Origin of the sequence: Paraburkholderia sp., assembly GCF_036488505.1 — a bacterium.
Classification (GTDB): Bacteria; Pseudomonadota; Gammaproteobacteria; order Burkholderiales; family Burkholderiaceae; genus Paraburkholderia.
The window spans coordinates 1-23,753 of the sequence record NZ_DASXHN010000229.1; the positions used below are offsets into that span (position 1 = coordinate 1).

The 23,753-nt window shown below is 67.1% G+C and carries 15 protein-coding genes; 4 read left to right on the plus strand and 11 right to left on the minus strand.

From position 1 onward, the window contains the following. Nucleotides 1-95: 95 nt before the first annotated feature. The 7 genes from guaD to VGH68_RS14070 all read right to left on the minus strand — a co-directional run bounded on the left by guaD (nucleotide 96) and on the right by VGH68_RS14070 (nucleotide 10,271). Nucleotides 96-1,478 carry a guanine deaminase gene (gene guaD / locus VGH68_RS14040; protein WP_331604245.1) on the minus strand — a complete coding sequence of 461 codons (1,383 nt, stop codon included), beginning with the start codon at nucleotides 1,476-1,478 and terminating at the stop codon, nucleotides 96-98. A gap of 145 nt (nucleotides 1,479-1,623) precedes the next feature. Then, nucleotides 1,624-2,676 carry an adenosine deaminase gene (locus VGH68_RS14045; protein WP_331604246.1) on the minus strand — a complete coding sequence of 351 codons (1,053 nt, stop codon included), beginning with the start codon at nucleotides 2,674-2,676 and terminating at the stop codon, nucleotides 1,624-1,626. A gap of 48 nt (nucleotides 2,677-2,724) precedes the next feature. Beyond that, nucleotides 2,725-3,741 (minus strand): xanthine dehydrogenase accessory protein XdhC, encoded by a 1,017-nt coding sequence (gene xdhC / locus VGH68_RS14050; RefSeq protein WP_331604247.1) that lies wholly within the window; start codon nucleotides 3,739-3,741, stop codon nucleotides 2,725-2,727. A 133-nt stretch (nucleotides 3,742-3,874) separates the two neighbouring features. Continuing rightward, nucleotides 3,875-6,250, minus strand: coding sequence for a xanthine dehydrogenase molybdopterin binding subunit (gene xdhB, locus VGH68_RS14055; protein ID WP_331604248.1), 2,376 nt, complete (start codon nucleotides 6,248-6,250; stop codon nucleotides 3,875-3,877). Continuing rightward, the gene (gene xdhA, locus VGH68_RS14060; RefSeq protein WP_331604250.1) at nucleotides 6,250-7,788 is read right to left on the minus strand and encodes a xanthine dehydrogenase small subunit; all 1,539 of its coding nucleotides are present in this window, start codon (nucleotides 7,786-7,788) and stop codon (nucleotides 6,250-6,252) included. Before xdhA ends, xdhB begins: the two co-directional genes overlap by 1 nt. Before the next feature lie 407 nt (nucleotides 7,789-8,195). Further along, complete coding sequence (locus VGH68_RS14065; RefSeq protein WP_331604251.1) at nucleotides 8,196-8,705, minus strand: disulfide bond formation protein B; 510 nt, start codon at nucleotides 8,703-8,705, stop codon at nucleotides 8,196-8,198. 186 nt (nucleotides 8,706-8,891) lie between these two features. Next, complete coding sequence (locus VGH68_RS14070; protein WP_331604252.1) at nucleotides 8,892-10,271, minus strand: amidase; 1,380 nt, start codon at nucleotides 10,269-10,271, stop codon at nucleotides 8,892-8,894. A 180-nt stretch (nucleotides 10,272-10,451) separates the two neighbouring features. On the opposite strand from VGH68_RS14070, the gene VGH68_RS14075 reads away from it, so the two are divergent. Together VGH68_RS14075 and VGH68_RS14080 are read left to right on the plus strand one after the other, a co-directional pair. After that, on the plus strand, nucleotides 10,452-12,209 hold the full coding sequence (locus VGH68_RS14075; RefSeq protein WP_331604254.1) for a cation:proton antiporter: 1,758 nt from the start codon (nucleotides 10,452-10,454) through the stop codon (nucleotides 12,207-12,209). Between the two features lie 135 nt (nucleotides 12,210-12,344). Next, nucleotides 12,345-13,886, plus strand: a complete 1,542-nt coding sequence (locus VGH68_RS14080) for a type 1 glutamine amidotransferase (RefSeq protein WP_331604255.1) — start codon at nucleotides 12,345-12,347, stop codon at nucleotides 13,884-13,886. Nucleotides 13,887-15,381: 1,495 nt separating this feature from the next. Here VGH68_RS14080 and VGH68_RS14085 read toward each other — a convergent pair. Further along, nucleotides 15,382-15,906: a GNAT family N-acetyltransferase gene (locus VGH68_RS14085; protein WP_331604256.1), complete on the minus strand. Its 525-nt coding sequence runs from the start codon at nucleotides 15,904-15,906 to the stop codon at nucleotides 15,382-15,384. 323 nt (nucleotides 15,907-16,229) lie between these two features. Here VGH68_RS14085 and VGH68_RS14090 point away from each other — a divergent pair, with 323 nt between their 5' ends. After that, a complete protein-coding gene (locus tag VGH68_RS14090; protein WP_331604257.1) occupies nucleotides 16,230-17,531 on the plus strand; it encodes an MFS transporter in 1,302 nt (433 codons plus the stop codon). Nucleotides 17,532-17,618: 87 nt separating this feature from the next. Here the strand turns inward: VGH68_RS14090 and VGH68_RS14095 are convergent, their stop codons facing one another. Next, on the minus strand, nucleotides 17,619-19,466 hold the full coding sequence (locus tag VGH68_RS14095; RefSeq protein WP_331604258.1) for a tetratricopeptide repeat protein: 1,848 nt from the start codon (nucleotides 19,464-19,466) through the stop codon (nucleotides 17,619-17,621). Between the two features lie 303 nt (nucleotides 19,467-19,769). On the opposite strand from VGH68_RS14095, the gene VGH68_RS14100 reads away from it, so the two are divergent. Further along, nucleotides 19,770-21,521: an FAD-dependent monooxygenase gene (locus VGH68_RS14100; RefSeq protein ID WP_331604259.1), complete on the plus strand. Its 1,752-nt coding sequence runs from the start codon at nucleotides 19,770-19,772 to the stop codon at nucleotides 21,519-21,521. Nucleotides 21,522-21,656: 135 nt separating this feature from the next. Here VGH68_RS14100 and VGH68_RS14105 read toward each other — a convergent pair whose 3' ends face one another. Beyond that, on the minus strand, nucleotides 21,657-21,947 hold the full coding sequence (locus VGH68_RS14105; RefSeq protein WP_331604260.1) for a formate dehydrogenase subunit delta: 291 nt from the start codon (nucleotides 21,945-21,947) through the stop codon (nucleotides 21,657-21,659). An 8-nt stretch (nucleotides 21,948-21,955) separates the two neighbouring features. After that, a partial coding sequence (fdhF, locus tag VGH68_RS14110; protein WP_331604261.1) for a formate dehydrogenase subunit alpha occupies nucleotides 21,956-23,753 on the minus strand: 1,798 nt, incomplete at its 5' end.

Genomic DNA, 23,753 nt, shown 5'->3' on the forward strand with positions numbered 1-23,753 from the left:
CGGCGTCGCCTGGCGCCAGGAGGCGTTCAGATGCGTGCGTCCGGGCGTCACATAGCGTTGGCCGTGATACAGGCCAGCGCACAGTTGGCGTGCCGTCAGGCCGCGACGTTCTCGCGCCCCGGCACCGACCGCCGCGCATCGTCGCGGCGATGCACGCATTCGCCGGCCGCATAGGTCTCGTACACCGCGCGATCGTCGCCGAGCAGCGCGAACGCGAACAGCAGTTCCTCCAGCGATTCGTGCCGCGCGGTGCGGCGCGCGAGCAGCGGCGTCGCCTGCGGATCGAGCACGACGAAGTCCGCTTCCGAGCCCGTTTTCAGCGTGCCGACCTGATCGGCGAGATCGAGCGCCTGGGCCGCGCCCGCGGTCGCCAGCCAGAACATGCGCGTCGCCGTCAGATGATGGCCGCCGAGCCGCGCGACCTTGTGCGCTTCGTTCATCGTCTGCAGCATCGAGAACGACGTGCCGCCGCCGACGTCGGTCGCCAGCGCGATCGCCATGCCGGCCGCGTCGGCCTTCTCGAAGTCGAACAGGCCGCTGCCGAGGAACAGGTTCGATGTCGGGCAGTGCGACGCAAGCGCGCCGGTCAGCGCCATGCGTTTGCGGTCTTCGTCGTCGAGATGGATGCAATGGCCGTACACCGCGCGGCGTCGCAGCAACCCATAGTGATCGTAGATGTCGAGATAGCTGCGGTGGCCGGGGAATAAGCCGGCGACCCATTTCACCTCGTCGGTGTTTTCCGCGACGTGGCTCTGGATGAACACATCCGGATGCTGCCGCGCGAGCACGCCGCACGCTTCGAGCTGCGCTTCGGTCGAGGTCGGCGCGAAGCGCGGCGTGAGCGCGTACATCTGCCGGCCACGGTTGTGCCAGCGGCCGATCAGCTCGGCGCTGTCGTCGTAGCCCGATTGCGCGGTGTCGCGCAGGAATTCGGGGCAATGGCGATCCATCAGCACCTTGCCCGCGACCATGCGCAGATTGCGCGCATCGCTCTCGGTGAAGAGCGCGTCGGCCGATTCCTTGTGCACCGTGCAGTAGACGAGCGCGGTCGTGGTGCCGCACGCGAGCAGTTCGTCGATGAAAAAGCGCGCGGTGTCACGGGCATGCCCGGCATCGGCGAAGCGGCGTTCGGTCGGAAACGTATAGGTGTCGAGCCACGGCAGCAGACCCGGCGCCGGCGACGCAATCATGTCGGTCTGCGGATAGTGGATGTGCGTATCGATGAAGCCGGGCACGATCAGCTTGTCGCGCCGGTCCTCGACGCGCGCGCCTGGTGCGAGCCGCGGCGCGAGCGCCGCATACGCGTCGGCCGCGACCACGCGGCCGCCTTCGATGAGCAGCAGACCGTCTTCATGGAATACCACCGCATTGGGTGCGTGCGCGGGGTCGCCGTTGAAGGTCAGCAGTTGCGCGCGGAACGCGGTTTGCGCTTCGCCGGCGGTTTGCGCCGGTGGCGCGGTGTTAGCCGTTTGAGTCATGGAAAAACTGTCTCCGAATGTTAGAAGCCGGACGGCGGCGTAGGGCCCAGGTGGGTCACGTCCAGACGCCCGCGCAATTCCGGCGAGATTCCAGCCAGATGCCCGCGCGAAGCGAAACCGCCCGCCGCCTGTCTGTTGAAGCCCGTCAGTGCGGACCGTCCTGCTGCCAGTGCGCGTCGAGCTTTTCGATCAGCATCGCGCGTTCCTCCGGCGTCACGAACGATGCCTCGAAGCCGTTGCGGATGATCGTGTACACCTCGGCGTCGTCGAGCTTCAGTGCATCGATCGTGGCCAGATAGTTCGCGTTCACATAGCCGCCGAAGTAAGCCGGATCGTCAGAGTTCACCGTGACGGCGACGCCGCGATCGAGCAGGTCCTTCAGCGTGTGTTTGGTCATGTCGTCGAACACGCAGAGCTTCAGGTTCGACAGCGGGCAGACGGTCAGCGCGACGCGCGTGTCGGCGAGCCGAGTGACGAGTGCCGGGTCCTCGATGCTGCGCACGCCGTGGTCGACGCGGTCGACTTTCAGCACATCGAGTGCTTCGTAGATATACGACGGCGGCCCTTCCTCGCCCGCATGCGCGACGAGTTTCAGGCCGAGCGCGCGCGCCTTCGCGAACACGCGCTCGAACTTCGACGGCGGATGGCCGCGCTCGGACGAATCGAGGCCGACGCCGATCAGCCGATGTTGGTATTGCTCGAAGAGCGGCAGCGCTTCGTCGAAGGTGGCGAGCGCATCGTCTTCGGACAGATGGCGCAGAAAGCACAGAATCAGCTTGCTCGACATGCCGCGCTTTTCCGCGTCCGCGAGCGCGCGTTCGATGCCGGCCACCACCGTCGCGATCGGCACGCCACGTTCGGTGTGCGTCTGCGGGTCGAAGAAGATTTCGCTGTGGATCACGTTGTCGGCAACGCAGCGTTCGACGTACGCCATCGTCATGTCGTAGAAGTCCTGCTCGTGCAACAGCACGCTCGCGCCCGCGTAGTAGATGTCGAGGAACGATTGCAGATCGGTGAACGCATACGCGTCACGCAGCGCATCGACCGAGTTGTACGCGAGTTCTACGCCGTTGCGTTGCGCGAGCGCGAAAATCAGTTCCGGTTCGAGCGACCCTTCGATATGGATATGCAGCTCGGCCTTCGGCGCGCGCGCGGTCCGTTCGGCGAGCGATAGGGGGGTGGCGGTGGTGGTATTCATCGTGGTTTGGAATTGTGTGTTGAGGTTAATCGCGGTGTGTCCCGCGTATCACGCCGGCTGCGTCGCGTGGCGCCCGCCCGCGTTCGCCTCGACGGCCTGCAGCACCTGCGCGGCAGCCGAGATCGCAATCACCTCGGGCGCTTTGTCGACGATGCCGTCGACGCCGAGCGGGCACTTCATCCGCGCAATCTGCGATGGATCGATGCCGCGCGCCGCGAGCCGGTGCTCGAACTGCTTGCGCTTGGTATGCGAGCCGATCATGCCGAAGAACGCGAAGTCGCCGCGCCGCAGGATGCGCTCGGCCAGTTCGAGATCGCGCGCATGGTTGTGCGTCATCACGACGAAGTACGTGTTCGGCGCGGCCTGATCGATCGCTTGGTCGGGTGCGTCGTTCGGATCGATTGCGACGTTCGGCGCGTGCAACGCGTCGAGCGGCGGGAACTGCGCGTCGCGCTCGTCGACCCAGCGCACCGTGCAAGGCAGTGTCGCGAGCACCCGCACCAGCGCCGCGCCCACGTGACCCGCACCGAACAGCACGAGCCGGAATTCGCCCGGCGCGATCGTCTCGGTCAACAGCGCGCTGCTGTCGTCGAAGCCCGCGCCGTCCCATAGCAGGCAGTCGCCCGCATCGACGCCGCGCTCGGGTTCCGACAGCATCACCGCATCCGGCGAGGGGCCGAAGGATACGCTACGCACCGTCGATTGACCGGCCGCGAGCCGCTTCGCGAGCGACGTGACCCAGCCGAGATCGCCGACGTCGAGCCGTTCGAACGCGAGAACCACCGCGCCGCCGCAGCACTGGCCGAGGCTCGGCCCCAGCGCGAAACGCTCGAGCCGCCGCATATGCGGCGCGCGCATCCCGTCGCGCAGCACCTGGCGCGCGGTTTCGATCGCTTTCCATTCGAGATGGCCGCCGCCGATCGTGTGTTTCGCCGCCTCGCGGGTGACGATCATCTTCGTGCCGGCCTCGCGCGGCGCTGAACCTTCGACGCGCGCGACCGTCACCAGCACGGCGGCATCGCCATGCGCGAGCAGATGTTGCAGGTCAGTGAGCCAGGCTTGCATCCGGCGTTTCTCCATACGGGGCCGCACGGGATGTCCGCGCGGCGGGTGGGGTTGCGCGCTCGGCGGTCGCGTTACGCGGCGCCGTTGAGCGGTTTCGATTCGTGCCGATACGTGCCGATACGTGCGGTTTCCGTCACTCGTTCGCCGACTGCAACGCATCCAGCGCATCCAGTATCGCCTCGGGTGTGGCCGGCGCGCGCAATGGCGGAGCATGTTGCGCACCCGGCACCGCGGCGGCGATCGCGTCGCGAATCGCGAGAAACACCGAGAACGGTAGCAGCAACGGCGGTTCGCCGACCGCTTTGGAACGGAACACGGTCGGCTCCGCGTTGCTGTTTTCGTACAGCCGCACATGAAACGCGGCGGGCGTATCGCTGACCGCCGGAATCTTGTATGTCGATGGCGCGTGTGTCATCAGCCGCCCTTCGCGGTTCCACCACAGCTCTTCACTGGTGAGCCAGCCCATCCCCTGAATGAAGCCCCCTTCGACCTGGCCGAGATCGATCGCCGGATTGATCGATTGACCGGCGTCGTGCAGCGCGTCGACGCGCACGAGTTTCCATTCGCCGGTCAGCGTATCGACGACGACCTCCGACACCGCCGCGCCATATGCAAAGTAATAGAACGGATGACCGGTCAGCGTTTGCGCATCCCAATGCACTTTCGGGGTCGCGTAAAAACCGTCCGACCACAACTGCACGCGCGCCAGATACGCGGCGTTGACGAGCTGCTCGAACGGCATCGCGCCACCGTTCGACGATACGATGCCATGCGCGAACTGGACGTTCGCGGCATCGCCGCCGAGCTGGCGGGCCGCGAGTTCGGCGAGTCGCGCGCGGATCGTGCGCGCGGCGTCCTCGGCGGCCATGCCGTTCAGATCGCTGCCCGTCGACGCCGCGGTCGCCGACGTGTTGGCGACCTTCGAGGTGTCGGCGGCCGTCACCCGCACGCGTGCCAAAGGCAAGCCGAACTGGTTCGCGACCACTTGCGCGACCTTGGTGTTGAGCCCCTGGCCCATCTCGGTGCCGCCGTGATTGACCAGCACCGAGCCGTCCTTGTACACGTGCACGAGCGCACCGGCCTGATTCAGGAACGGCACGTTAAACGAGATACCGAACTTGACCGGCGAAAACGCCAGCCCGCGTTTGAGCACGGGACTGCGCGCGTTGAATTCCGCGAGCGCCGCGCGGCGTTGGCGATAGCCGCTCGAATCGAGCAGCGTGTCGGTGAGCGGCGCGATGACGTTGTCCTCGACGCGCTGACCGTACGGCGTCGTATCGCGTTCGCCGACGCCGTAGTAATTCGCGAGCCGCACGTCGAGCGGATCGAGCCGCAACGCGCGCGCGATGCTGTCGAGCAGCACCTCCATCACGAGCGCGCCCTGCGGACCGCCGAAACCGCGAAACGCAGTGTTCGACTGCGTGTTGGTCTTGCAGCACAGCGCGACGATATCGACGTCGGCGAGGTAATACGCGTTGTCGAAGTGGCACACCGCGCGGGTCGCGACCGCGCCGGACAGATCCGCCGAATAGCCCGCGCGCAACGCGATTTCGACGCGCACGCCGGCTAGACGGCCGCGCTCGTCGAAGCCGGCTTCGTATTCGTAGATCGCGTCGTGGCGCTTGCCGGTGATCATGAAGTCGTCGTCGCGATCGGCGCGCAGCTTGACCGGCCGGCGCAGGCGTTGCGCGGCGAGCGCGGCCACGCACGCGAACAGCGCCGACTGCGATTCCTTGCCGCCGAAGCCGCCGCCCATACGCCGGCATTCGCACACGACGCTATGCGCGGGCCAGTCGAGCATGTGCGCGACGACCTGCTGCATTTCGCTTGGATGCTGCGTCGAGCTATAGACCAGCATGCCGTCCATTTCCTTTGGCAGCGCGTACGCGACCTGGCCTTCCAGATAAAACTGTTCCTGCCCGCCGACTTCGAACGTGCCTTTGATCCGGTGGCGAGCGGCGGCGATCTTCGCGTCGGGGTCGCCGCGCCGCAGATGCAGCGGCGGCAGCACGAACTGCTGCGCGGCTTTTGCCTCGGCGGCGGTGAGGATCGCGTCGAGCGGTTCGTAGCGGATCACATCGTCGCTTTTGGCGAGCGCGGCGGCGCGGCGCGCGAGTTCATGTGTCTCGGCGATCACCGTGAACACCGGCTGGCCCAGATAGAACACTTCGCGGTCGGCCAGAATCGGATCGTCGTGCAATACCGGGCCGCAATTGTTTTCACCGGGGATGTCGTCGGCGGTCAGTACCGCGATCACGCCGGGCGCGGTTCTGACCGCGTCGAGATCCATCGACACGATCCGCGCACGCGCATGGCGCGACAGACCGAGCGCGGCATGCAGCGTGCCGTGCAGTTCGGCGATGTCGTCGGTATAGATCGCTTCGCCGCTCACGTGCAGCGCGGCTGATTCGTGAGGCAGCGATACGCCGATCGACGCGTCGTCGAGCGTTGCCGGATGCGGGCCGGCCTGGCCGCCCGCGTTTTCGACGAAGGCCTCGGTGCGGTTCATCACGGCGCCTCCTTGGCGACGCTCGCGTCGCCTTCGAATGCGAACGCGTTCACGTCGCACAACGCGAGAGGCGCATCGTCGCGCGTTTCGAGGTAGAAGCGCCACAGCAGATTGCGTGCGACTTTCAGCCGGTATGCGCTCGATGCGCGCATGTCGGTAAGCGGCTGGTAATCGGCGCCAAGAGATTCCATCGCGCGACGGACTGTTGCTTCGCCCCACGTCGCGCCGGTTAGCGCCGCTTCGGTTTGCGCGGCGCGTTTCGGCGTGGCCGCCATGCCGCCGAACGCGACACGAGCCGTGCGAATTGTGCGGTCCGGCGCGACGTGCAGCGCGAACGCCGCGCACACCGCCGAGATGTCCTGATCGTAGCGCTTGGCCACCTTGTAGGTGCGCCAACGCAGATCGCCGGCCGGGCGCGGCACCCGCAGCGCACTGACGAATTCGCCGGCCGCGAGCGCGGTCTTCTGATAGCCGGTGTAGAACGCATCGAGCGGCAACGTGCGGGTCGTGCGGTCATTGCGCAATACGACCTCGGCGCCGAGCGCGAGCAGCGCGGGCATCGAATCGCCGATCGGCGAGCCGTTCGCGACATTGCCGCCGAGCGTGCCGGCATTGCGGATCGGCAGCGACGCGAAGCGCGTCCACAGTTCGGCGAGTTCCGGATAGTCGGCGGCAAGCGCGGCGAACGCGTCCTCGAGCGTGGCGGCCGCGCCGATCGTCAGCGTCTGCGCGTCGCGCGCGATCGCTTTCAGTTCCGCGACGTTGCCGACATACAGCACGTCGCCGAGATCGCGGAACTGCTTGGTGACCCACAGGCCGACGTCGGTGCTGCCCGCGACGATGCGCGCGTCCGGGTGCTGCGCGCGCAGTGATGCGAACGCTTCGAGCGTGACGGGTGCGTAGAAAGTCGATGAGCCGAACGACGCGCCGCGCGCGTCGGGCGCCGTGTATTCGAACGTGCTCGCGCGTTGCAGCGCGCGCAGCGCGGTGGCGACGGTCTCGCGATCGAGCGCGACGCGCGGATGCCGTGCGTCGTCGAACATCTTTTGAGCCGCATCGACGATCGGCCGGTAGCCGGTGCAACGGCACAGATTGCCGGACAGCGCGGCGTTGATTTCGTCGCGGGCCGGCAGACCGGCGCTGGCCGGCTGATTTTCATACAGTGCCCACATCGACATTACGAAGCCGGGCGTGCAGAAGCCGCATTGCGAACCGTGGCAGTCGACCATCGCCTGCTGGACCGGATGCAGTGCGCCGTCGGCGGCGCGCAGGTCTTCGACGGTGAAAAGGGCGCGGCCGTCGAGCGTCGGCACGAACTGGATGCACGCGTTGACTGCCTTCAGCGCGAGCGCGCCGTGCGCATCGAGTTCGCCGACGACGACCGTGCAGGCGCCGCAGTCGCCCTCCGCGCAGCCTTCCTTGGTGCCGGTGCAGCGCAGATCTTCGCGCAGGTGCTGCAGCACCGTGCGCGTCGCCGGGACGCCCGCGATCTCGCGGACGGACCCCTGGTGATAGAAGCGGATGGTTGGCGTTGTCATGATGAATCCAAGGACAGTGCGGACCGGGCGCGCGTTACGCAGGGCGCCGAAGCCGGCCTCGCGCACGTAGATCGCCATCCAGATTCGAAGATAGCACTACGGCGGCCCGAAAAGATTTCCCGGATCGCATGAAGCCTATTCGGCGGCTGTCATGTTGTTTTCACGATCCCGGCCGCCGCGCGAAGTTGGGCGAAGCGGGCTGGCGGGCGGAACGAGGCAGGGCGACGGCAAGTAGCAGTGCCCCGACACGTGGGCAAAAAAACGCCGGCGCTTTCGTTGCCGCCGACACGGGCAAGCCGAAGGCCGGCGCGTTTTCCGGGATGCGGCGCGACGCAACAGGGCGGTGAACCGGCCGGCGGCATCACCGCCGAAAGGTCTCCGTCCAATTGCGCGCGCTTCAACCCGCGTCAGGCAATCCGCCGGCGATTGCGGATCAGGCTCAGTGCCAGCGCCACGAACGCGATCACGAAGCCGACCAGCGACCACATCGGCAGCGTCAGCCCAAGAATCGGCGGATAGGCTGTCTCGCACAGGCCGGCGACCTTGAACACGCCCGGCAGCCAATGCGCGGGCGGCAGGCTATCGACGATCGGCTGCAGCGCGTCGAAGCCACAGCTAAAACCGGGGTTCGCCTGGATATACACATGACGCACCGCGGTCACGATGCCGGCCAGCGCCGACAACGCCGCGAGCACTTCGAGCACACGCACGCCGCGCCAGCTGTTCAGGCGCGCGCCGAGGAACGCGAAGATCGCGATCAGCAGGAAGAAATAACGCTGCAGGATGCACAACGGGCACGGGTCTTCGTGCATGACAAATTGCAGGTACAACGCGCCGCCCACCAGGGCGACGCAGATCAGGCCGAGCAGAACCAGCAGGGAGCGCTCGCGGCGCAGCATCGCGGAATCGTTAGTCATGGGTCGTGGCGTGGTTTGAAGGCGGAACGGGCGGGTGCCCGCGATTCTAGCGCGAACCCTTGACGGGCAGCCGGTTGCCTGACGATTGCGGCCGCGCGGCCGGCGCGCATCGATTACCGGTCGGTGAGCCGTGAGCGTGGCCGCACCCGCTACCGACAGCGACCGCGACGCGCCAACCTTCGCCGGCTAGCGAATCACGTTGAGCACTGCCTCGGCGGCGCGGCCGATCGCCAGCAGCGCATCGTCGGCGCGGGGCGCGGCCGCGAGCATCAGACCGACCGGCGCATCGTCGCGCAGATGGCATGGCAGCGACAGCGCGCAGCTATCGAGGAAGTTGAACGCGCTCGGATTGCGCAGAATCAGCGCGTTGGTGCGGGTGAACGCGTCGTCGTCGGTCAGCAGGTCGGCCAGACGCGGCGGCACCACAGGCACCGTCGGCATCACCACCGCGTCGAAGCGCTGCCATAGCGTACGCGCGGCTTCGTCGAGCATCGCGTCGCGCTCGGCGAGCAGATCCAGATAGTCGATCGCGGTCGCCGGCTGACCCTTCAGAATGCGCGCGAGCACGCGCCGATCGTACCGGTCGCGATGCTTGTCGAGCAGCGGACGGTGCCACGCATACGCCTCGATCGGCGAAAAACCGATGCGGTTGATTTCCGGCAGACGGTCGAGCGGCGCGAAGCGTACTTCGCTGACGATCGCGCCGGCTGCTTCCAGATGCTTGAGCGCGGTGTCGACCGCGCGCGCGACTTCCGGCTCGACGCCGTCGGTGACGAAGTTGGTCAGCACGCCGAGGCGCACGCCTTCGAGCGGATGCGCGGCCGGGATGCGCGGCTCGAGCCCGGCGAGGATCCGGTCGACCAGCGCGCAGCACGCAACCGACACGCCGATCGGCCCGAACGAATCGAGCGTCGGCGACAGCGGCACGCCACCCTGCTTCGGGATGCGCGCGGCGGTCGGCTTGAAGCCGGTCAGCCCGCACAGCGCGGCGGGAATGCGAATCGAGCCGCCGGTGTCGGTGCCGAGCGCGATGGCCGCCATCCCGTCGGCGACCGAGGCCGCCGCGCCCGACGACGAGCCCCCGGAAACCCGCTCGTCACCCTTTACGCCGCGCCGGTACGGCGACAGCGGATGGCCGTAGTGCGGATTCAGTCCCAGTCCGGAAAAAGCGAACTCGCTCATGTTGGTGCGCCCGACGATTACCGCGCCGGCACGCTTGAGTCGCGCGACCGTCACCGCGTCTGTCTTCGCGGGCGGCGCGTCGGCGAGCGCGATGGAGCCTGCGCGGGTCGGTTGTCCCTCGATATCGAACAGGTCCTTGACCGACACCGGAATCCCGGCGAGCGGCGACAGCACGATGCCGGCCGCGCGCAGGCGGTCGTGCGCGTCGGCGGCGGCGCGCGCGGCGCCGGCGTCGACGTGCGTGAACACCGCCGCGCCCTGGCCGGCCGGGTCGGCGATCCGCTCCAGCGCGGTTTCGACGAGCGCGCGGCTCGAGGTGCGGCCAGCGGCGAGATCGGCGGCAAGCTGGGCGAGCGGCGGGAACGGGACGAAGTCAGTGGCCATGATGTGGGGTGGGTGAGCGGTGAGCTGTCGAGCCGGCGGGGGACTGTCGTCCGCATTGTAGAGCAAGGCTTTACGGGCGCGCGCGGTTGAGGCGCGCGGCGCGCGAGCGCGTCCAGACGAGGACGGCGCCTTTGTTACACTGCGCTTTCTGACATTACGTTTTTGTAAGGAAGGCGCGTTATGCACCATGGCATCGGCTTCATTCAGGATCTGGCCGTCGTGATGATGGTCGCGGGCGCCGTCACGGTGCTGTTCCATCGGCTGAAGCAGCCGGTGGTGCTCGGCTATATCGCGGCCGGGGTGATCATCGGGCCGTACACGCCGCCGTTCCAGTTGATCCACGACCAACAGACGATCCAGACGCTCGGCGAACTCGGTGTTGTGTTCCTGATGTTTTCGCTAGGACTCGAATTCAGCCTGCGCAAGCTGTTCAAGGTCGGCGCGACCGCGATCGTCGCCGCGCTGTGCGAGATCGTGCTGATGCTGTGGATCGGCTATGAGATCGGCAGTGCGTTCGGCTGGAGCCCGATGGATTCGCTGTTTCTTGGCGCGATCCTCGCGATCTCGTCGACGACGATCATCGTCAAGGCGCTGTCCGACCTGGGGCTCAAGCGCGAACGCTTCGCGCAGCTGGTGTTCGGCATTCTGATCGTCGAGGACATTCTGGGCATCGCGATGCTGGTGCTGCTGACCGGCATTGCGCAGACCGGCCAGCTGAGCGCCGGGCTTGCCGCGATCACGCTCGGCAAGCTGCTGCTGTTCATGCTGGTGTCGCTGCTGGCCGGCGTGCTGGTCGTGCCGCGCGCGTTGAACTACGTCGCGCGCACGCGCAGCGACGAGATGCTGCTGGTGTCGGTGCTCGGCTTCTGCTTCGGCTTCTGCCTGCTGGTCGTCAAACTCGACTACAGCATCGCGCTCGGCGCGTTTCTGATCGGTGCGATCATGGCCGAGTCGCGCCATCTGCATCGCATCGAGCATCTGATCGCGCCGTTGCGCGATGCGTTTTCCGCGATCTTCTTCGTCACCGTCGGCCTGATGCTGAACCCGGTGCTGATGCTCGAGTACGCATGGCCGATCGCGGTGATCACGCTTGCGGTGATCGTCGGCAAGATCGTGTCGTGCGGGCTCGGTACGTTTGTCGCTGGCCGCGACGCGCGTACGTCGATGCGGGTCGGCATGACCGTGTCGCAGATCGGCGAGTTCTCGTTCATCATCGCGTCTCTCGGGCTCACGCTGAAGGTGACGAGCGGCTTCCTGTACCCGATCGCGGTCGCGGTCTCCGCGCTGACCACGCTGAGCACGCCGTATTTGATCCGCGCCGCCGATCCGCTCACGCGACGTCTCGCGCCGGCGATGCCCACGGCGTTGTCGAACGCGTGCGGGCTCTACGGCCAGTGGCTGCGCGGCCTGCGCACCGCGCGCGGTGTGCCGACGCTGTTGCACCTGACGCGGCGGATCTTCCTGCAGATCGCGGTGAATCTCGCGCTCGTCGCGGCGATCTTTCTTGCCGTGTCGTATAGCGCACCGCATAGCGGCCGGCTGCTCGCGAACTGGCTCGCCGACGCATCGCTGCAGCGCGTCGTGCAGTGGAGCGTCGCGCTGGTCGTATCGCTGCCGTTCGTGGTGGCCGTGTATCGCAAGACCAAATCGCTCGCGCTGCTGCTCGCCGAAGTCAGCGTGCAGCCCGCCACGGCGGGGCGCTTCACGAGTGCGCTGCGTTACGCGATCGCCGACGGCGTGCCGATCGTATCGATGATCGGCGTGTTTCTGCTGATGGCCGCGCTGTCGGGCAGCATTCTGCCGCCGACCGGTCTGCTCGTCGCGGTGCTGGTTTGCGCGGCGCTGCTGCTCGCACTCGTATGGCGCTGGTGCGTGAAGATTCATGCGTCGATGCAGATCGCGTTGCGGGAGACTTTCGACGAGCAGCCGGACCCCTGACATCATCGAAACGAACGCTTGTGTCGAGCTTCGCAACAATGTGAGTAATTGTGTGCGGGTTTGCCGGGCTTGCTGCGCTGACGGATAATCAGGGCATATTCATTCGTTCGCGTGAAAGGCGCCCGTCCGACAGTCATGAGCGAAAACAAACCAGACAACGCCGGCACGACCGGTACTCCGTCGCCGGCCTCGCCCGCCTCGTCCGCGTCGCCCACTCCATCGCTTGCGCCGCAAACCGGCGCGGCACCGGCCGAGCCGGCTGCCCCGCCGCCTCCATTGCGTGAAGATACGACCCAATCGGCTGCCCAGCAGACCAACCCGGCCACCGAGGCAGCGGCCGTGAGGTCGTCGACCGACGATCCGCTCAGCGCATCGGCCGTCACGCCGGAAGATCCGCGAACGGCTCGCCTGCGCGACGCGGCCGAGGCCCGCAGCGCCGCCGCGGAGTCCACCGCGCGGCAGGAAGCCGCGGTGCACGAGCGCGAAGCGCGGCGCGGCGGCTCGCAGGCGACGAACGCCGCGAGCGCCAGGGCGGCGAGAGCAGAGCCGGTAAAGCCGGCGAGTCCTCTGTCCGCGAGCGGCGAGCTGCATACCGGCGCGGCACGGGTGACCCAGGCGAGCGGTCCAGACCCGGCCGCCGCTTTCGCCGAAGACGTCGTCACTGAAGCCGACATTGTGACCGAGGAAACGGCGCCCGCTACCGCGCGGCCGGCTGGCTCGCCGCCGCCGGGCTTCGGCGCGGCGCCCGATTTCAGCGCGACCAATCCGCCGCCGCCTAACGCGTTGCCGCCGTCTCCGCCGCGCTACCTGCGCCAGAGCGATTCGGCGTGGAGCGTGTTCGGCCGCATCGTCGCAGCGCGCGCGCGGCAACTGTTCGATCGCGCGGGTCAGCGGATCACCCAGCGCACGCTACGCATCGGCGTGTCGGCGCGGATTTTCCATCCGGAGCCGGGCGCGAAGGGGCTGCGCGGCAAGACGCTACAGTATCTGGAGGAATCGATCGCGCATTGGGTGATGTCGCGCGACGTGCTGGTGTTCATGATTCCGACCGTCGGGCATCAGGGCATGCTGCATCCGAGCAACATCCGCCTGCGCGATTACGCGAAGCATCTCGACGGGCTGTTGCTGCAAGGGGGTGCCGACGTGTCGCCGCAGACTTACGCGGAATCGGCGTCGAGCCACGAGTGGCCCGGCGACCGCGTGCGCGACATGTACGAACTCGAACTGCTGCATGAGTTCGTCGAGTCGGGCAAACCGGTGCTCGGCGTGTGCCGCGGTTGTCAGCTGATCAATGTCGCGTTTGGCGGTACGCTGTATCAGGACATCGCAACGGATGTGCCGACCGCCAACGTGCACGTGAACGAGCACTACGACCAGCATCGGCACGGGGTGCATTTCCCGGATGGCTCTACGCTGCTGAACATGTTCCCCGGCCGGCGCGATGCGATCGTCAACTCGATTCACCACCAGGCTGTGAAGACGCTCGGGCGCGATCTCAATATCGAGGCGGTGTCGGCGTCGGACGGCATCATCGAGGCGGTACGCTACCGGCGTGCGCCGTTCGTGATGGGCGTGCAGTGGCATCCGGAATTTCACCGCGCGGGCGGGCCGGAACTGCTCGATTGCACGCCGTTGCTCGATACGTTTCTGCGGGTTGCGCGGGAGACGCGGTTTTAGGTTTGACGCGCGGGGGCGGCGTTTGCGTTTTCCTGTGCGCAAAGAAAAGGCATTCGATGGAAAAAGCCCGACTATCTGAAAAGCCGGGCTTTTTTGTGCGCGTCGCTTCTGAGTGTTACAGCGGGAAGGTTTATTGGCCGAATTGCTCTGGAACTTCGGTCACGCGACGCTGCGTCATGTGATTCATCCACGCGGTGCTGTTGTTTGCCGGCCGATTGTTCGACGTGGCCGCGCGCGGATGCGTGGTGGCGGATGTCGTGATGGCGGTGTAGCCGCTGCCAGCGGGCCACGTTTGCGCAAACGATGCATCGGCCGATGTGGCCGATCGCGCGGCTAACGCGCGCGACGCGTTCTGCGTTGCACGTATCGCGCTGGCGTGCGGTACGAGGGCCCGCTGCGACGGCCGCGCCGGCCGGCGCTGTATCCCGGCGACCTGTGCGCGTTGCGGCGGATGCGCGGGTGTATCGCCACGTGCGGCGCGCCTGGATACGGTGTTGCGAATCGAAGCGGATGCGGATGCGGACGCCGGCGGCGACGCCACATCTGCATACGTTGGCGCCACACGAGCGGCTTGTGCGTGAGACTCGTGGACGACGATCGCTTGCCGGCCCGCAACCTCGACATGCGATGGCTGCGTCCCTTGCTGTCCGTCGCGTTTGCCCGTTGCGATGGCCACGGGGCTCGACGCTTCGCTGGCCAACTGACGAAGCGCGCGATGCCGGTCCATCGCGAGCCACGCAAGCAGCGCGAGCGCGCCGACGATGCAGACCCCGGCCGCCATCCGATGCCAATCGCCTGCAGCGCGACGTTTCGCTCTCGCAGGCCGACGCAGCTTCAGGGCGACGCGCTTGGGCGCCTGAGCGGGCGTGAGGGGTAGGTCGCGCAGCCCATCGCCAGGGATCGCACGACGGGTGACGCCAGGTTTCGCGGTTGCGGATGATGCAACCGTCGCAGGCCTGCCATCGAGCGGGCTGCTGTCGAGCGCCTTCCATCGACGACGCGACAGCAGCTGGCGATTGCTCAGGCAGACCGTACACAGCAACGCCGCATAAAGTGATCGGCGTTCGTTTCGCTGGCCAGGGCCGGACGCGAGCAGCGCCCATTCATGACGTAATGGCACCGGGAGGTCGTCGAGCGGATGCGGGCGGGGTAGCGCGTAAGCGCCTTCGATCAAGGTAAGCGGAGTGCTGGGCATCGTTCTTTTTGTCGGGTGCCCGATGACAGGGCGGCCGGTGGGCAGTCACAGAATCTCTGGGGACCCGACAGCGCGTCAGCGGCAAGCCGGTCCACCGTCAGTCACCGCATCCGTCGCAACCAGTAACAGGTCGATGACGAGCGACGATGAGGAAGGGCAGGCCGGTTTCCGCCGAGGCCATCGGCAACAGAAAATGTTGCCCCGAACCAATTCGTTCGGACGATCAGACTGCTCTGAAAGTGACACTGCCGCGCAAATGGCCCGCACCGGGCTTGCACCGTCACGGCTCGTCACGGCTCGTCACGGCTCCAGCCGGTACACGTAGCGCAACGCGGTGATGTCGACACCGCCCATCTGGTCCGGCTCCGCGCCGACGAACTTCCAGCCGTGCCGCTCATAAAAGCCGATCGCCGGTGTGTTGCCCTCCAGCACGTACAGATACAGCTGCGCCTCGCCGCGCGCTCGGGCCCAGTCCGCGGCGGCGCGCATCAGCGTGCGGCCTACGCCGATGCCCTGGTAGCCGGGCAGCGCGTGCAGGTTGTCGAGCAGCACGCCCCACGCGGACTGCGGCTGACGCTCGACGCACACGAAGCCGGTCGGCTCGCCGCCAAGCTCGGCGATCAGTACGATGCGGCGCTCGCCGCCCGGCGCGCCGAGGCGCGCTGCCCAGTACGCGGCGCGTTCGCGCGCGACCTCGCCGTCGAGAAACGCATCGGGTAATAGTCCGCGATAGGTGGCCTGCCAACTGGTGCTGTGAATCGACGCAATCAGCGCGGCGTCCTCGAGGGTCGCCGGGCGCAGCGAAAGAGCAGGGGTGGTTCGCATTGGAATAAAAACCAACTGGATGACATCGCGCGCCAAGTCTACCGCGCGGTCCGCCACCTGCGCGAGCGCGCGCGTAAGCCAACTGTATGCGATTTGCGGCGACATCAGCAGTAACATTAGGTGGCGCGGGCGCTGCGTGAATCACAATGTTTACCCTGACACTGGGTGAACTCTGCGAGCATTGGCATGCGGCGCCTCTGTGGGCGCGTTTTTCCTCGTCCGTCCGCGGCATCCGCTTGCGAAACGCGGCGGATCGTTTCAACTGCCCGATCGTCACTGCCCTCAATCCGCGCGGCGCGGCGACGGGTTTATCCGAGAATGTCATGTCTACTGCGACGCACGCTACTTCGGTGACGGAAGAATCCAAATTCAAGACGGTGTTCCGCGTCGTCAGCGGCAACTTTCTTGAGATGTATGACTTCATGGTCTACGGCTACTACGCTTCGGCGATCGCCAAGGCCTACTTTCCGAGTGGCAATGCGTTCGCGTCGCTGATGCTGTCGCTATCGGTGTTCGGCGCCGGCTTCCTGATGCGGCCAGTCGGCGCGATCGTGCTCGGCGCATACATCGACCACCACGGCCGGCGCAAAGGCCTGATCCTCACGCTCACGCTGATGGCGCTCGGCACGCTGACGGTCGCGGCGATTCCGGGTTATGCGACGATCGGCATCATCGCGCCGATCCTCGTGCTGGGCGGGCGGCTGTTGCAAGGCTTCTCGGCGGGGGTCGAGCTGGGCGGCGTGTCGGTGTATCTGTCGGAGATCGCCACCAAGGGCAACAAGGGCTTCTACTGCTCATGGCAGTCGGGCAGCCAGCAGGTCGCGGTGGTGTTCGCCGCGTTGATCGGCGTGCTGCTGAACAAGATGCTGCCCGCCGACCAGATGTTCGCGTGGGGCTGGCGCGTGCCGTTCCTGATCGGCTGTCTGATCGTGCCGTTCCTGTTCATCATCCGCCGCTCGCTGAAGGAAACCGCGGAATTCGAGGCGCGCAAGCATCGTCCGGGCATGGGCGAAATCATGAAGTCGATGCTGGAGAACTACCCGGTCGTGCTGGGCGGCATGGGCATGGTCATCATGACGACCGTGTCGTTCTACATGATCACCGCGTACACGCCGACCTTCGGCAGGGAAGTGCTGAAGCTCTCGTCGATCGACACGCTGGTCGTCACCGTGTGCGTCGGTATCTCGAATCTGATCTGGCTACCGCTGGCCGGCGCGCTGTCGGATCGCATCGGTCGCCGTCCGGTGCTGCTCGTGTTCACGGTCCTGACGATTCTCACCGCGTACCCGGCGCTGCAATGGCTGGTCGCCGAGCCGTCGTTCGTGCGCCTGCTCGCGGTGCAGCTATGGCTGTCGTTCCTGTACGGCTCCTATAACGGCGCGATGGTGGTGGCGCTCACCGAAGTGATGCCGGTCGAAGTGCGTACCGCCGGCTTCTCGCTCGCCTATAGCCTTGCGACGACGATCGGCGGCTTTACGCCGGCGATTGCCACGCTACTGATTCACGTCACCGACAACAAGGCGGCACCGGGTCTGGTGCTCGGCGTGGCGGCGATCTGCGGTCTGCTCGCGACGCTGTTCCTGTATCGCACGCCGGAGTCGCGCAAGCAGTATCGGGCGGCCTGACTATCACGCCGCGGCACTCGTTGCGCTGAAACAAAAGCCCCGCGTTCGCGAGAACGCGGGGGTTTTGCTTTGCGAACCGCCCGCGGCCTAGCCGTGCCGCACTTCGTTCGCGACGATCTCGACGACTTCCTCCCACGCGCCCGGCCGCGGCTGGCGTACCAGCGTCGCGCCCGGGTACCAAGGACTGCGCGCGTCGCCGTCGAACCAGCGCCAGTCGGCGGCGAACGGCAGCATCAGCCATAGCGGCTTGCGCAGCGCGCCAGCGAGGTGCGCGATCGACGTATCGATCGACACGACCGCGTCGAGCCGTTCGATGATCGCCGCGGTATCCGCGAAGTCGCCGATGCGCTGATCGAAGCGATGGATCGACGCGGCGCGCGGATGCGCGTCGAGCGCCGCGCGCTCGGCGTCGCTCAGATCGGGCTGCAGCACGATCCAGTCTATGCCGTCGAGTGCGAACAGCGGCTCGAGCGCGGCAAGCGGCATCGTGCGTGTTTCGTTGCGCTGGATACGCCCCGACCACGCGAGCCCGAGCTTGCGTTTCGCGCTGCCGCCGAGCGAGCCGCGCCATTTGCGGGCATAGGCCGGCGGCACGTTCAGATAGGGCGTGCGCGCCGGAATCGTGTCGTAGCGCGTGCCGAGCGCGAGCGGCAAGCTCAACAGCGGGATCTGCAGATCGGCGGCGGGGCGCGGCTGCCCGTGCGCGATCAGCGTCACGCGCCAGCTCTTCGCGACAGCCGCGAGCAACGGCAGCAACGCAGGCTGTACTTCGAGCACGACGCGCGCGGCGCGCTGCGCGGCGAGCGGCACGAAGCGCACGAACTGCAGCGTGTCGCCGAGACCCTGTTCGGCGTGGATCAGCAGCGTGCGCTGGTCGACCGGTTCGCCGTGCCAGCGCGGCAGCGTCTGGATCACCGGCTGTGCGAGCGTTTGCAGCCGCCATTCGTATTCGGGCAGGCCGCGCGCGAAATCGCGCATCGCGAGCCACGCGAGCGAGCGGTTCATATGCGCGGACGCGAGATCGGGGCGCAGGCGCAGCGCCTGATCGAACGCGCGCACCGCGGCCGCATGCGCGCCGAGCGCCTGGTGCGCGGTGCCCAGCGCGAGCCACGCGAGCGCAAATTGCGGATCGAGACCGACCGCGCGTTCGAGATACGGCAACGCCTGCGCGGGCCGGCCAAGCGCCGCGAGCGCGTTGCCCATCCCATAGATCGCGGGCGGCAGGTTCGGCTGCAAACGCAATACCGCCTCGAACGATGCAACGGCTTGCGCATGATGGCCGGTGGCGTCGAGCGTGTTGGCAAGATTGAAATGCGCGGCGACAAAGCGCGGCTCGGCGGCGAGCGCGGCCTCGAAGCAGCGGCGCGCGTCGGCCGGCCGATCGAGCGCGTTCAGCGACATGCCCATGTTATTCAGCGCGCCCGCGTGACCGGGACGCAGTTCTAGCGCGCGCTGGAACGACGCGATCGCGTCCGTGTGACGCCCGAGCGCGTGCAGGGCGTTGCCGAGATTGTTGTGCGACGACGCATCGTCAGGTTGCAGGCGCACCGAGCGCTCGAACGCGTCGGCGGCGTCTTCGTGACGACCCAGCGACGCGTACGCGTTGCCGAGGTTGTAGTGCGCCATCGGGAAGGCCGGCGCGAGCGTCAGCGCGTTGCGGAACTGGTCGATGGCCGCGTCGATCTGGCCGAGCGCCTTCAGCGCATTGCCGAGGTTCAGTTGCAGCGCGGCGTCTTCGGGACGCAGGACGACCGCGCGCCGAACGAGGTCGGCGGCTTCCGCGTGCTGGCCCTGCTGATGACGCAGCACGCCGAGCAGATGGAGCGCGTCGACGTGGCCGGGATTGTGTTCGAGCGTCGTGCGGTAGCCGCGTTCGGCATCGTCGAGGCGGCCGTCACGATGCGCCGCGTACGCGCGGTCAAAGACTGGTTGCATGACGGGGCAGGTAGTCGGATAAAACTGAGGCCGCATTTTCCCACACTTGGCTGTGGGCCCGTATTTGCGGCGGGCGCCGCGCTGCGCGAGGCGATGCGCGGGTTGACTTGCGGCGTGTGGCCTTGGCGGTCGTTCGCAGGCGTTCGCACCCGTGACGGGGTCTTTCGGTGCTCATCCGCCGGCGGCCATCGCATGTTTGCCATTCACGCATCGGCGCATACCGCCGCGCCGATTGATGCGGCGCACCGCTGCCGCTGCAAGCGGCGGCGTACACTGAGCGCATCGTTGCATCCGGAGTGCCGCATGGACGCTGCCGCCTATGATGCGTCGCCAGTGCTGATCGTCGGTGCCGGTCCGACCGGGCTCGCCGCGGCGATGAGCCTCGCGCGCGCCCACATCCCCGTGCGTCTGATCGACAAGGCGCCGCAGTCGAGCCCCTATTCGCGCGCGATCGGCATTCAGGCGCGCACGCTCGAACTGCTCGAACAGCATCGGCTGATCGAACCGTTTCTCGAACTCGGCCACCGCGCGCGCGTCGCCAACCTGTTCTCGAACGGGATGCGGCTTGCGCAGCTCGACTTCGATCCACTGCACACGCGCTATCCGTATCTGCTGTTTCTCGATCAGTCGGTGACCGAGCGGCTGCTCACCGAGCATCTCGCGACGCTAGGCGTGACGGTCGAGCGCGGTGTCGAACTGACGACGTTCGCGCAGGGCGCCGCGAGCATCGTGGCGACACTGCGCCGCGCGGACGGCCACACCGAAACGATGCGCCCGTCGTACCTGATCGCCGCCGACGGCGCGCACAGCGCGATCCGTCATCGGCTCGGCCTGAACTTCGAGGGCAAGACTTTCGCGCAGACCTTCCTGCTTGCCGATCTGCATGCGGAAACCGACTGGCCCGACGACGAATTCCAGATTTTCGCGTCCGGCGAAGGCCTCGTCGCGCTGTTTCCAATGGGTCACGGCCGTCATCGGCTGATCGCCGATCATGCGGTCGAGCCGGCCGATCCGGTCCATCCGGCCGCGGCCCCGATGCCCGGCGCATCGGTCGCGCTGGGCGTGCCTGAAGAGCCGCCGCTCGACCCAGCGCCGCCACCATCGCTCGATGAATGCAAGGCGCTGATCGCGCGGCGCGTGCGGGAGCGCGTCGACGTATCGGAGCTCGCGTGGTCGTCGTATTTCCATGTGAACAGCCGGATGGTGGATCGCCTGCGGGTGGGCCGCATCTTCCTTGCCGGCGACGCCGCGCACGTGCACAGCCCGGCCGGCGCGCAGGGGATGAACACCGGCATTCAGGAGGCGCTCAACCTCGGCTGGAAGCTCGCGCGCGTGATTCGCGGCAACGCGCCGGATCGGCTGCTCGACACCTATCACCTCGAACGGCATCCGATCGAACGCGAGGTGCTGCGGCAGACTGGCTTCATCACGCAGATGGCCGAGGCCGATCACGGTCCACTGAAGCTGCTGCGCGAACACGTGATGCCGGTGCTGGCCGCGCTCGGTCCGCTGCGCGATGCCGCGCGCGCGACGATCAGCGAGCTGTCGATCCAGTATCGGCGCAGTCCTTTGACGCTCGAACGCGTGCTCGACGGTGGCCCGCGCGCGGGCGAACGCGCGCCCGATGCGCTCGTGCATGTGATCGACGGTCCGCTGGGACGCGCGCCGGGCGTCGGGTGCATTTTCGATCTGCACGATCCGGCGTTCTTTTCGCTGTTCGTGCTGGTGCCGCCGCTGCCCGTCGATGGCACGCCGCTCGATCCGGCCGCGAAGCATGCGCCGCCGCCTGACCCGGAAGTGGAAAAGCTCGCCGCCGCAATCGAGCGGCTGCTGCCGGGCGCAGCGCGGACCTGGCGCATCACCGATACGACCGGCGACGGCGGCCCGGCGCTGGCAGAGTCGTATGGGCGCACGCGGCCGTCGTTCTATCTGGTGCGCCCGGACGGTTATATCAGCGCGCGCGGGCGCACCGGCTCGGACCTCCATGGGCTGTTGCGGCACTGCGAGGCGTGGTTCGCGGTGGGGGCTGGGACACGGGAGCGCGTGGCGCAGTGACGGGTACGGGCTGTCGGCTGGCGGCCCCGCGTGCAGGGGGGAGGGTGATAGCGGCCGAACCCGCCGGCGGCGCGTGAGGCGCCGTGACGGGTTGGCCGAGCGGTGACGTCAGCTGCGGCCCAGTTCAAGCGGAAGCTAAACCGCCCGCGAGTCCGCCGCCGAGGCCGCCCCTGAGGCCGCCGAAGCCTCGGCCGGCGTCAATCGCGCGCGATGCCTGACCATCGCCTCGCGGGTGAAGGCGGTCAGCGCGAGACCATGCACATCCGGCGCTTCATCGAGCGCCGCGAGCAGCGCGCGGCGCATGCGCGGCTCCCAGAAGCGGCGGATATGCTCGGCGGTGCCGCTTAGCGCTTCCTCGTGGTCGGGCATCGACTCGAAGAAATCGCCGATCCGGTTCGCCATGTCGATCAGATTGCGAACATCCATCGCTTGCCTCACTTGCCCGTGGCGGCGTTAGCCAGCTCGCGCTGCCTCAGCAGTTCGAGCTGTTCGGTATTGAAGCGCGAATAGTCCTTCTGCCACTGCGACGGCTGCTCGACCGGCATCACCTGCACCGCGGTCACCTTGTATTCCGGACAGTTGGTCGCCCAATCGGAGCTGTCGGTGGTGATCACGTTCGCGCCCGATTCGGGAAAGTGGAACGTCGTATAGACGACCCCCGGCTGCATCCGCGAGGTCACCTTCGCGCGCAGTACGGTCTGCCCCGCGCGCGATTCGATACCGACCCAGTCGCCGCTCCTGATGCCGCGCTCCTCGGCGTCGTGCGGATGCAGTTCGAGCCGGTCTTCGTCGTGCCAACGCGAGTTCTCGGTGCGACGTGTCTGCGCGCCGACGTTGTACTGCGACAGGATGCGCCCGGTCGTCAGCAGCAGCGGGAACTTGCGCGTGACCTTTTCCGGCGACGCGATGAACTTCGTGATCACGAACTTGCCCTTGCCCCGTACGAACGTGTCGACGTGCATCGTCGGCGTGCCGTCGGGGGCTTGCTCGTTGCACGGCCACTGGATGCTGCCGAGCTCGTCGAGCTTGCGATACGACACGCCGTGGAAGGTCGGCGTGAGCCGCGCGATCTCGTCCATGATTTGCGACGGATGCGTGTAGTCCATCTCGTAGCCGAGCGCGCGCGACAGCAGCAGCGTGACTTCCCAGTCCGCGTAGCCGGCGAGCGGCGGCATCACCTTGCGCACGCGCGAGATGCGGCGCTCGGCGTTCGTGAAGGTGCCGTCCTTTTCGAGGAACGACGAACCGGGCAGCAACACGTGTGCGTATTTCGCGGTCTCGTTCAGGAAGATGTCCTGCACGACGATGCATTCCATCGACGACAGCGCCGCCGCGACATGATGCGTGTCCGGGTCCGACTGCACGATGTCTTCGCCCTGGCAGTAGAGGCCCTTGAAGCTGCCGTGCAACGCGGCGTCGAACATGTTCGGAATGCGCAGGCCCGGTTCGGGCTGCAGCATCACGTTCCATGCCTGTTCGAACTGCGAGCGCACCAGCGGGTCGCCGATATGGCGATAGCCCGGCAGCTCGTGCGGGAACGAGCCCATGTCGCACGAGCCCTGCACGTTGTTCTGGCCGCGCAGCGGATTCACGCCGACGCCTTCCCGGCCGATGTTGCCGGTTGCCATCGCGAGGTTCGCGATGCCGATCACCATCGTCGAGCCTTGCGCATGTTCGGTGACGCCCAGACCGTAGTAGATCGCCGCGTTGCCGCCGGTTGCATAGATGCGGGCGGCTTCGCGCACCTGTTGCGCCGGCACGCCGGTGAGCGCTTCCGTGGCTTCCGGTGCATTCTCCGGCAGCGCGACGAAATCGCGCCACTGCTCGAACGCGCGGGATTCACAGCGCTCGGCGATGAACGCATCGGCGAGCAGGGCTTCGGTGACGATCACATGCGCGAGCGCGTTGATGATCGCGACGTTGGTGCCCGGCCGCAATTGCAGGTGATGCGACGCCTTCACATGCGGTGTATCGACGATATCGATGCGGCGCGGATCGACGACGATCAGCTTCGCGCCTTCGCGCACTCGCCGCTTCAGACGCGAGCCGAACACCGGATGCCCATCGGTCGGATTCGCGCCGATCACCATGATCACGTCGGCTTTATCGACCGACGCGAAGGTCTGCGTGCCCGCCGATTCGCCGAGCGTGGTCTTCAGGCCGTAGCCGGTCGGCGAATGGCACACGCGCGCGCAGGTGTCGACGTTGTTGTTGCCGAACGCGGCGCGCACG

Excerpts from the sequence above, each read along its gene's own strand:
- VGH68_RS14080 (WP_331604255.1), top strand. The coding sequence starts at position 12,345 with ATGAGCGAAAACAAACCAGACAACGCCGGCACGACCGGTACTCCGTCG.
- guaD (WP_331604245.1), bottom strand. The coding sequence starts at position 1,478 with ATGACTCAAACGGCTAACACCGCGCCACCGGCGCAAACCGCCGGCGAA.
- VGH68_RS14095 (WP_331604258.1), bottom strand. The coding sequence starts at position 19,466 with ATGCAACCAGTCTTTGACCGCGCGTACGCGGCGCATCGTGACGGCCGC.
- VGH68_RS14045 (WP_331604246.1), bottom strand. The coding sequence starts at position 2,676 with ATGAATACCACCACCGCCACCCCCCTATCGCTCGCCGAACGGACCGCG.
- VGH68_RS14065 (WP_331604251.1), bottom strand. The coding sequence starts at position 8,705 with ATGACTAACGATTCCGCGATGCTGCGCCGCGAGCGCTCCCTGCTGGTT.
- xdhA (WP_331604250.1), bottom strand. The coding sequence starts at position 7,788 with ATGACAACGCCAACCATCCGCTTCTATCACCAGGGGTCCGTCCGCGAG.
- VGH68_RS14100 (WP_331604259.1), top strand. The coding sequence starts at position 19,770 with ATGGACGCTGCCGCCTATGATGCGTCGCCAGTGCTGATCGTCGGTGCC.
- VGH68_RS14085 (WP_331604256.1), bottom strand. The coding sequence starts at position 15,906 with ATGCGAACCACCCCTGCTCTTTCGCTGCGCCCGGCGACCCTCGAGGAC.
- VGH68_RS14075 (WP_331604254.1), top strand. The coding sequence starts at position 10,452 with ATGCACCATGGCATCGGCTTCATTCAGGATCTGGCCGTCGTGATGATG.
- xdhB (WP_331604248.1), bottom strand. The coding sequence starts at position 6,250 with ATGAACCGCACCGAGGCCTTCGTCGAAAACGCGGGCGGCCAGGCCGGC.
- VGH68_RS14090 (WP_331604257.1), top strand. The coding sequence starts at position 16,230 with ATGTCTACTGCGACGCACGCTACTTCGGTGACGGAAGAATCCAAATTC.
- VGH68_RS14105 (WP_331604260.1), bottom strand. The coding sequence starts at position 21,947 with ATGGATGTTCGCAATCTGATCGACATGGCGAACCGGATCGGCGATTTC.
- xdhC (WP_331604247.1), bottom strand. The coding sequence starts at position 3,741 with ATGCAAGCCTGGCTCACTGACCTGCAACATCTGCTCGCGCATGGCGAT.
- VGH68_RS14070 (WP_331604252.1), bottom strand. The coding sequence starts at position 10,271 with ATGGCCACTGACTTCGTCCCGTTCCCGCCGCTCGCCCAGCTTGCCGCC.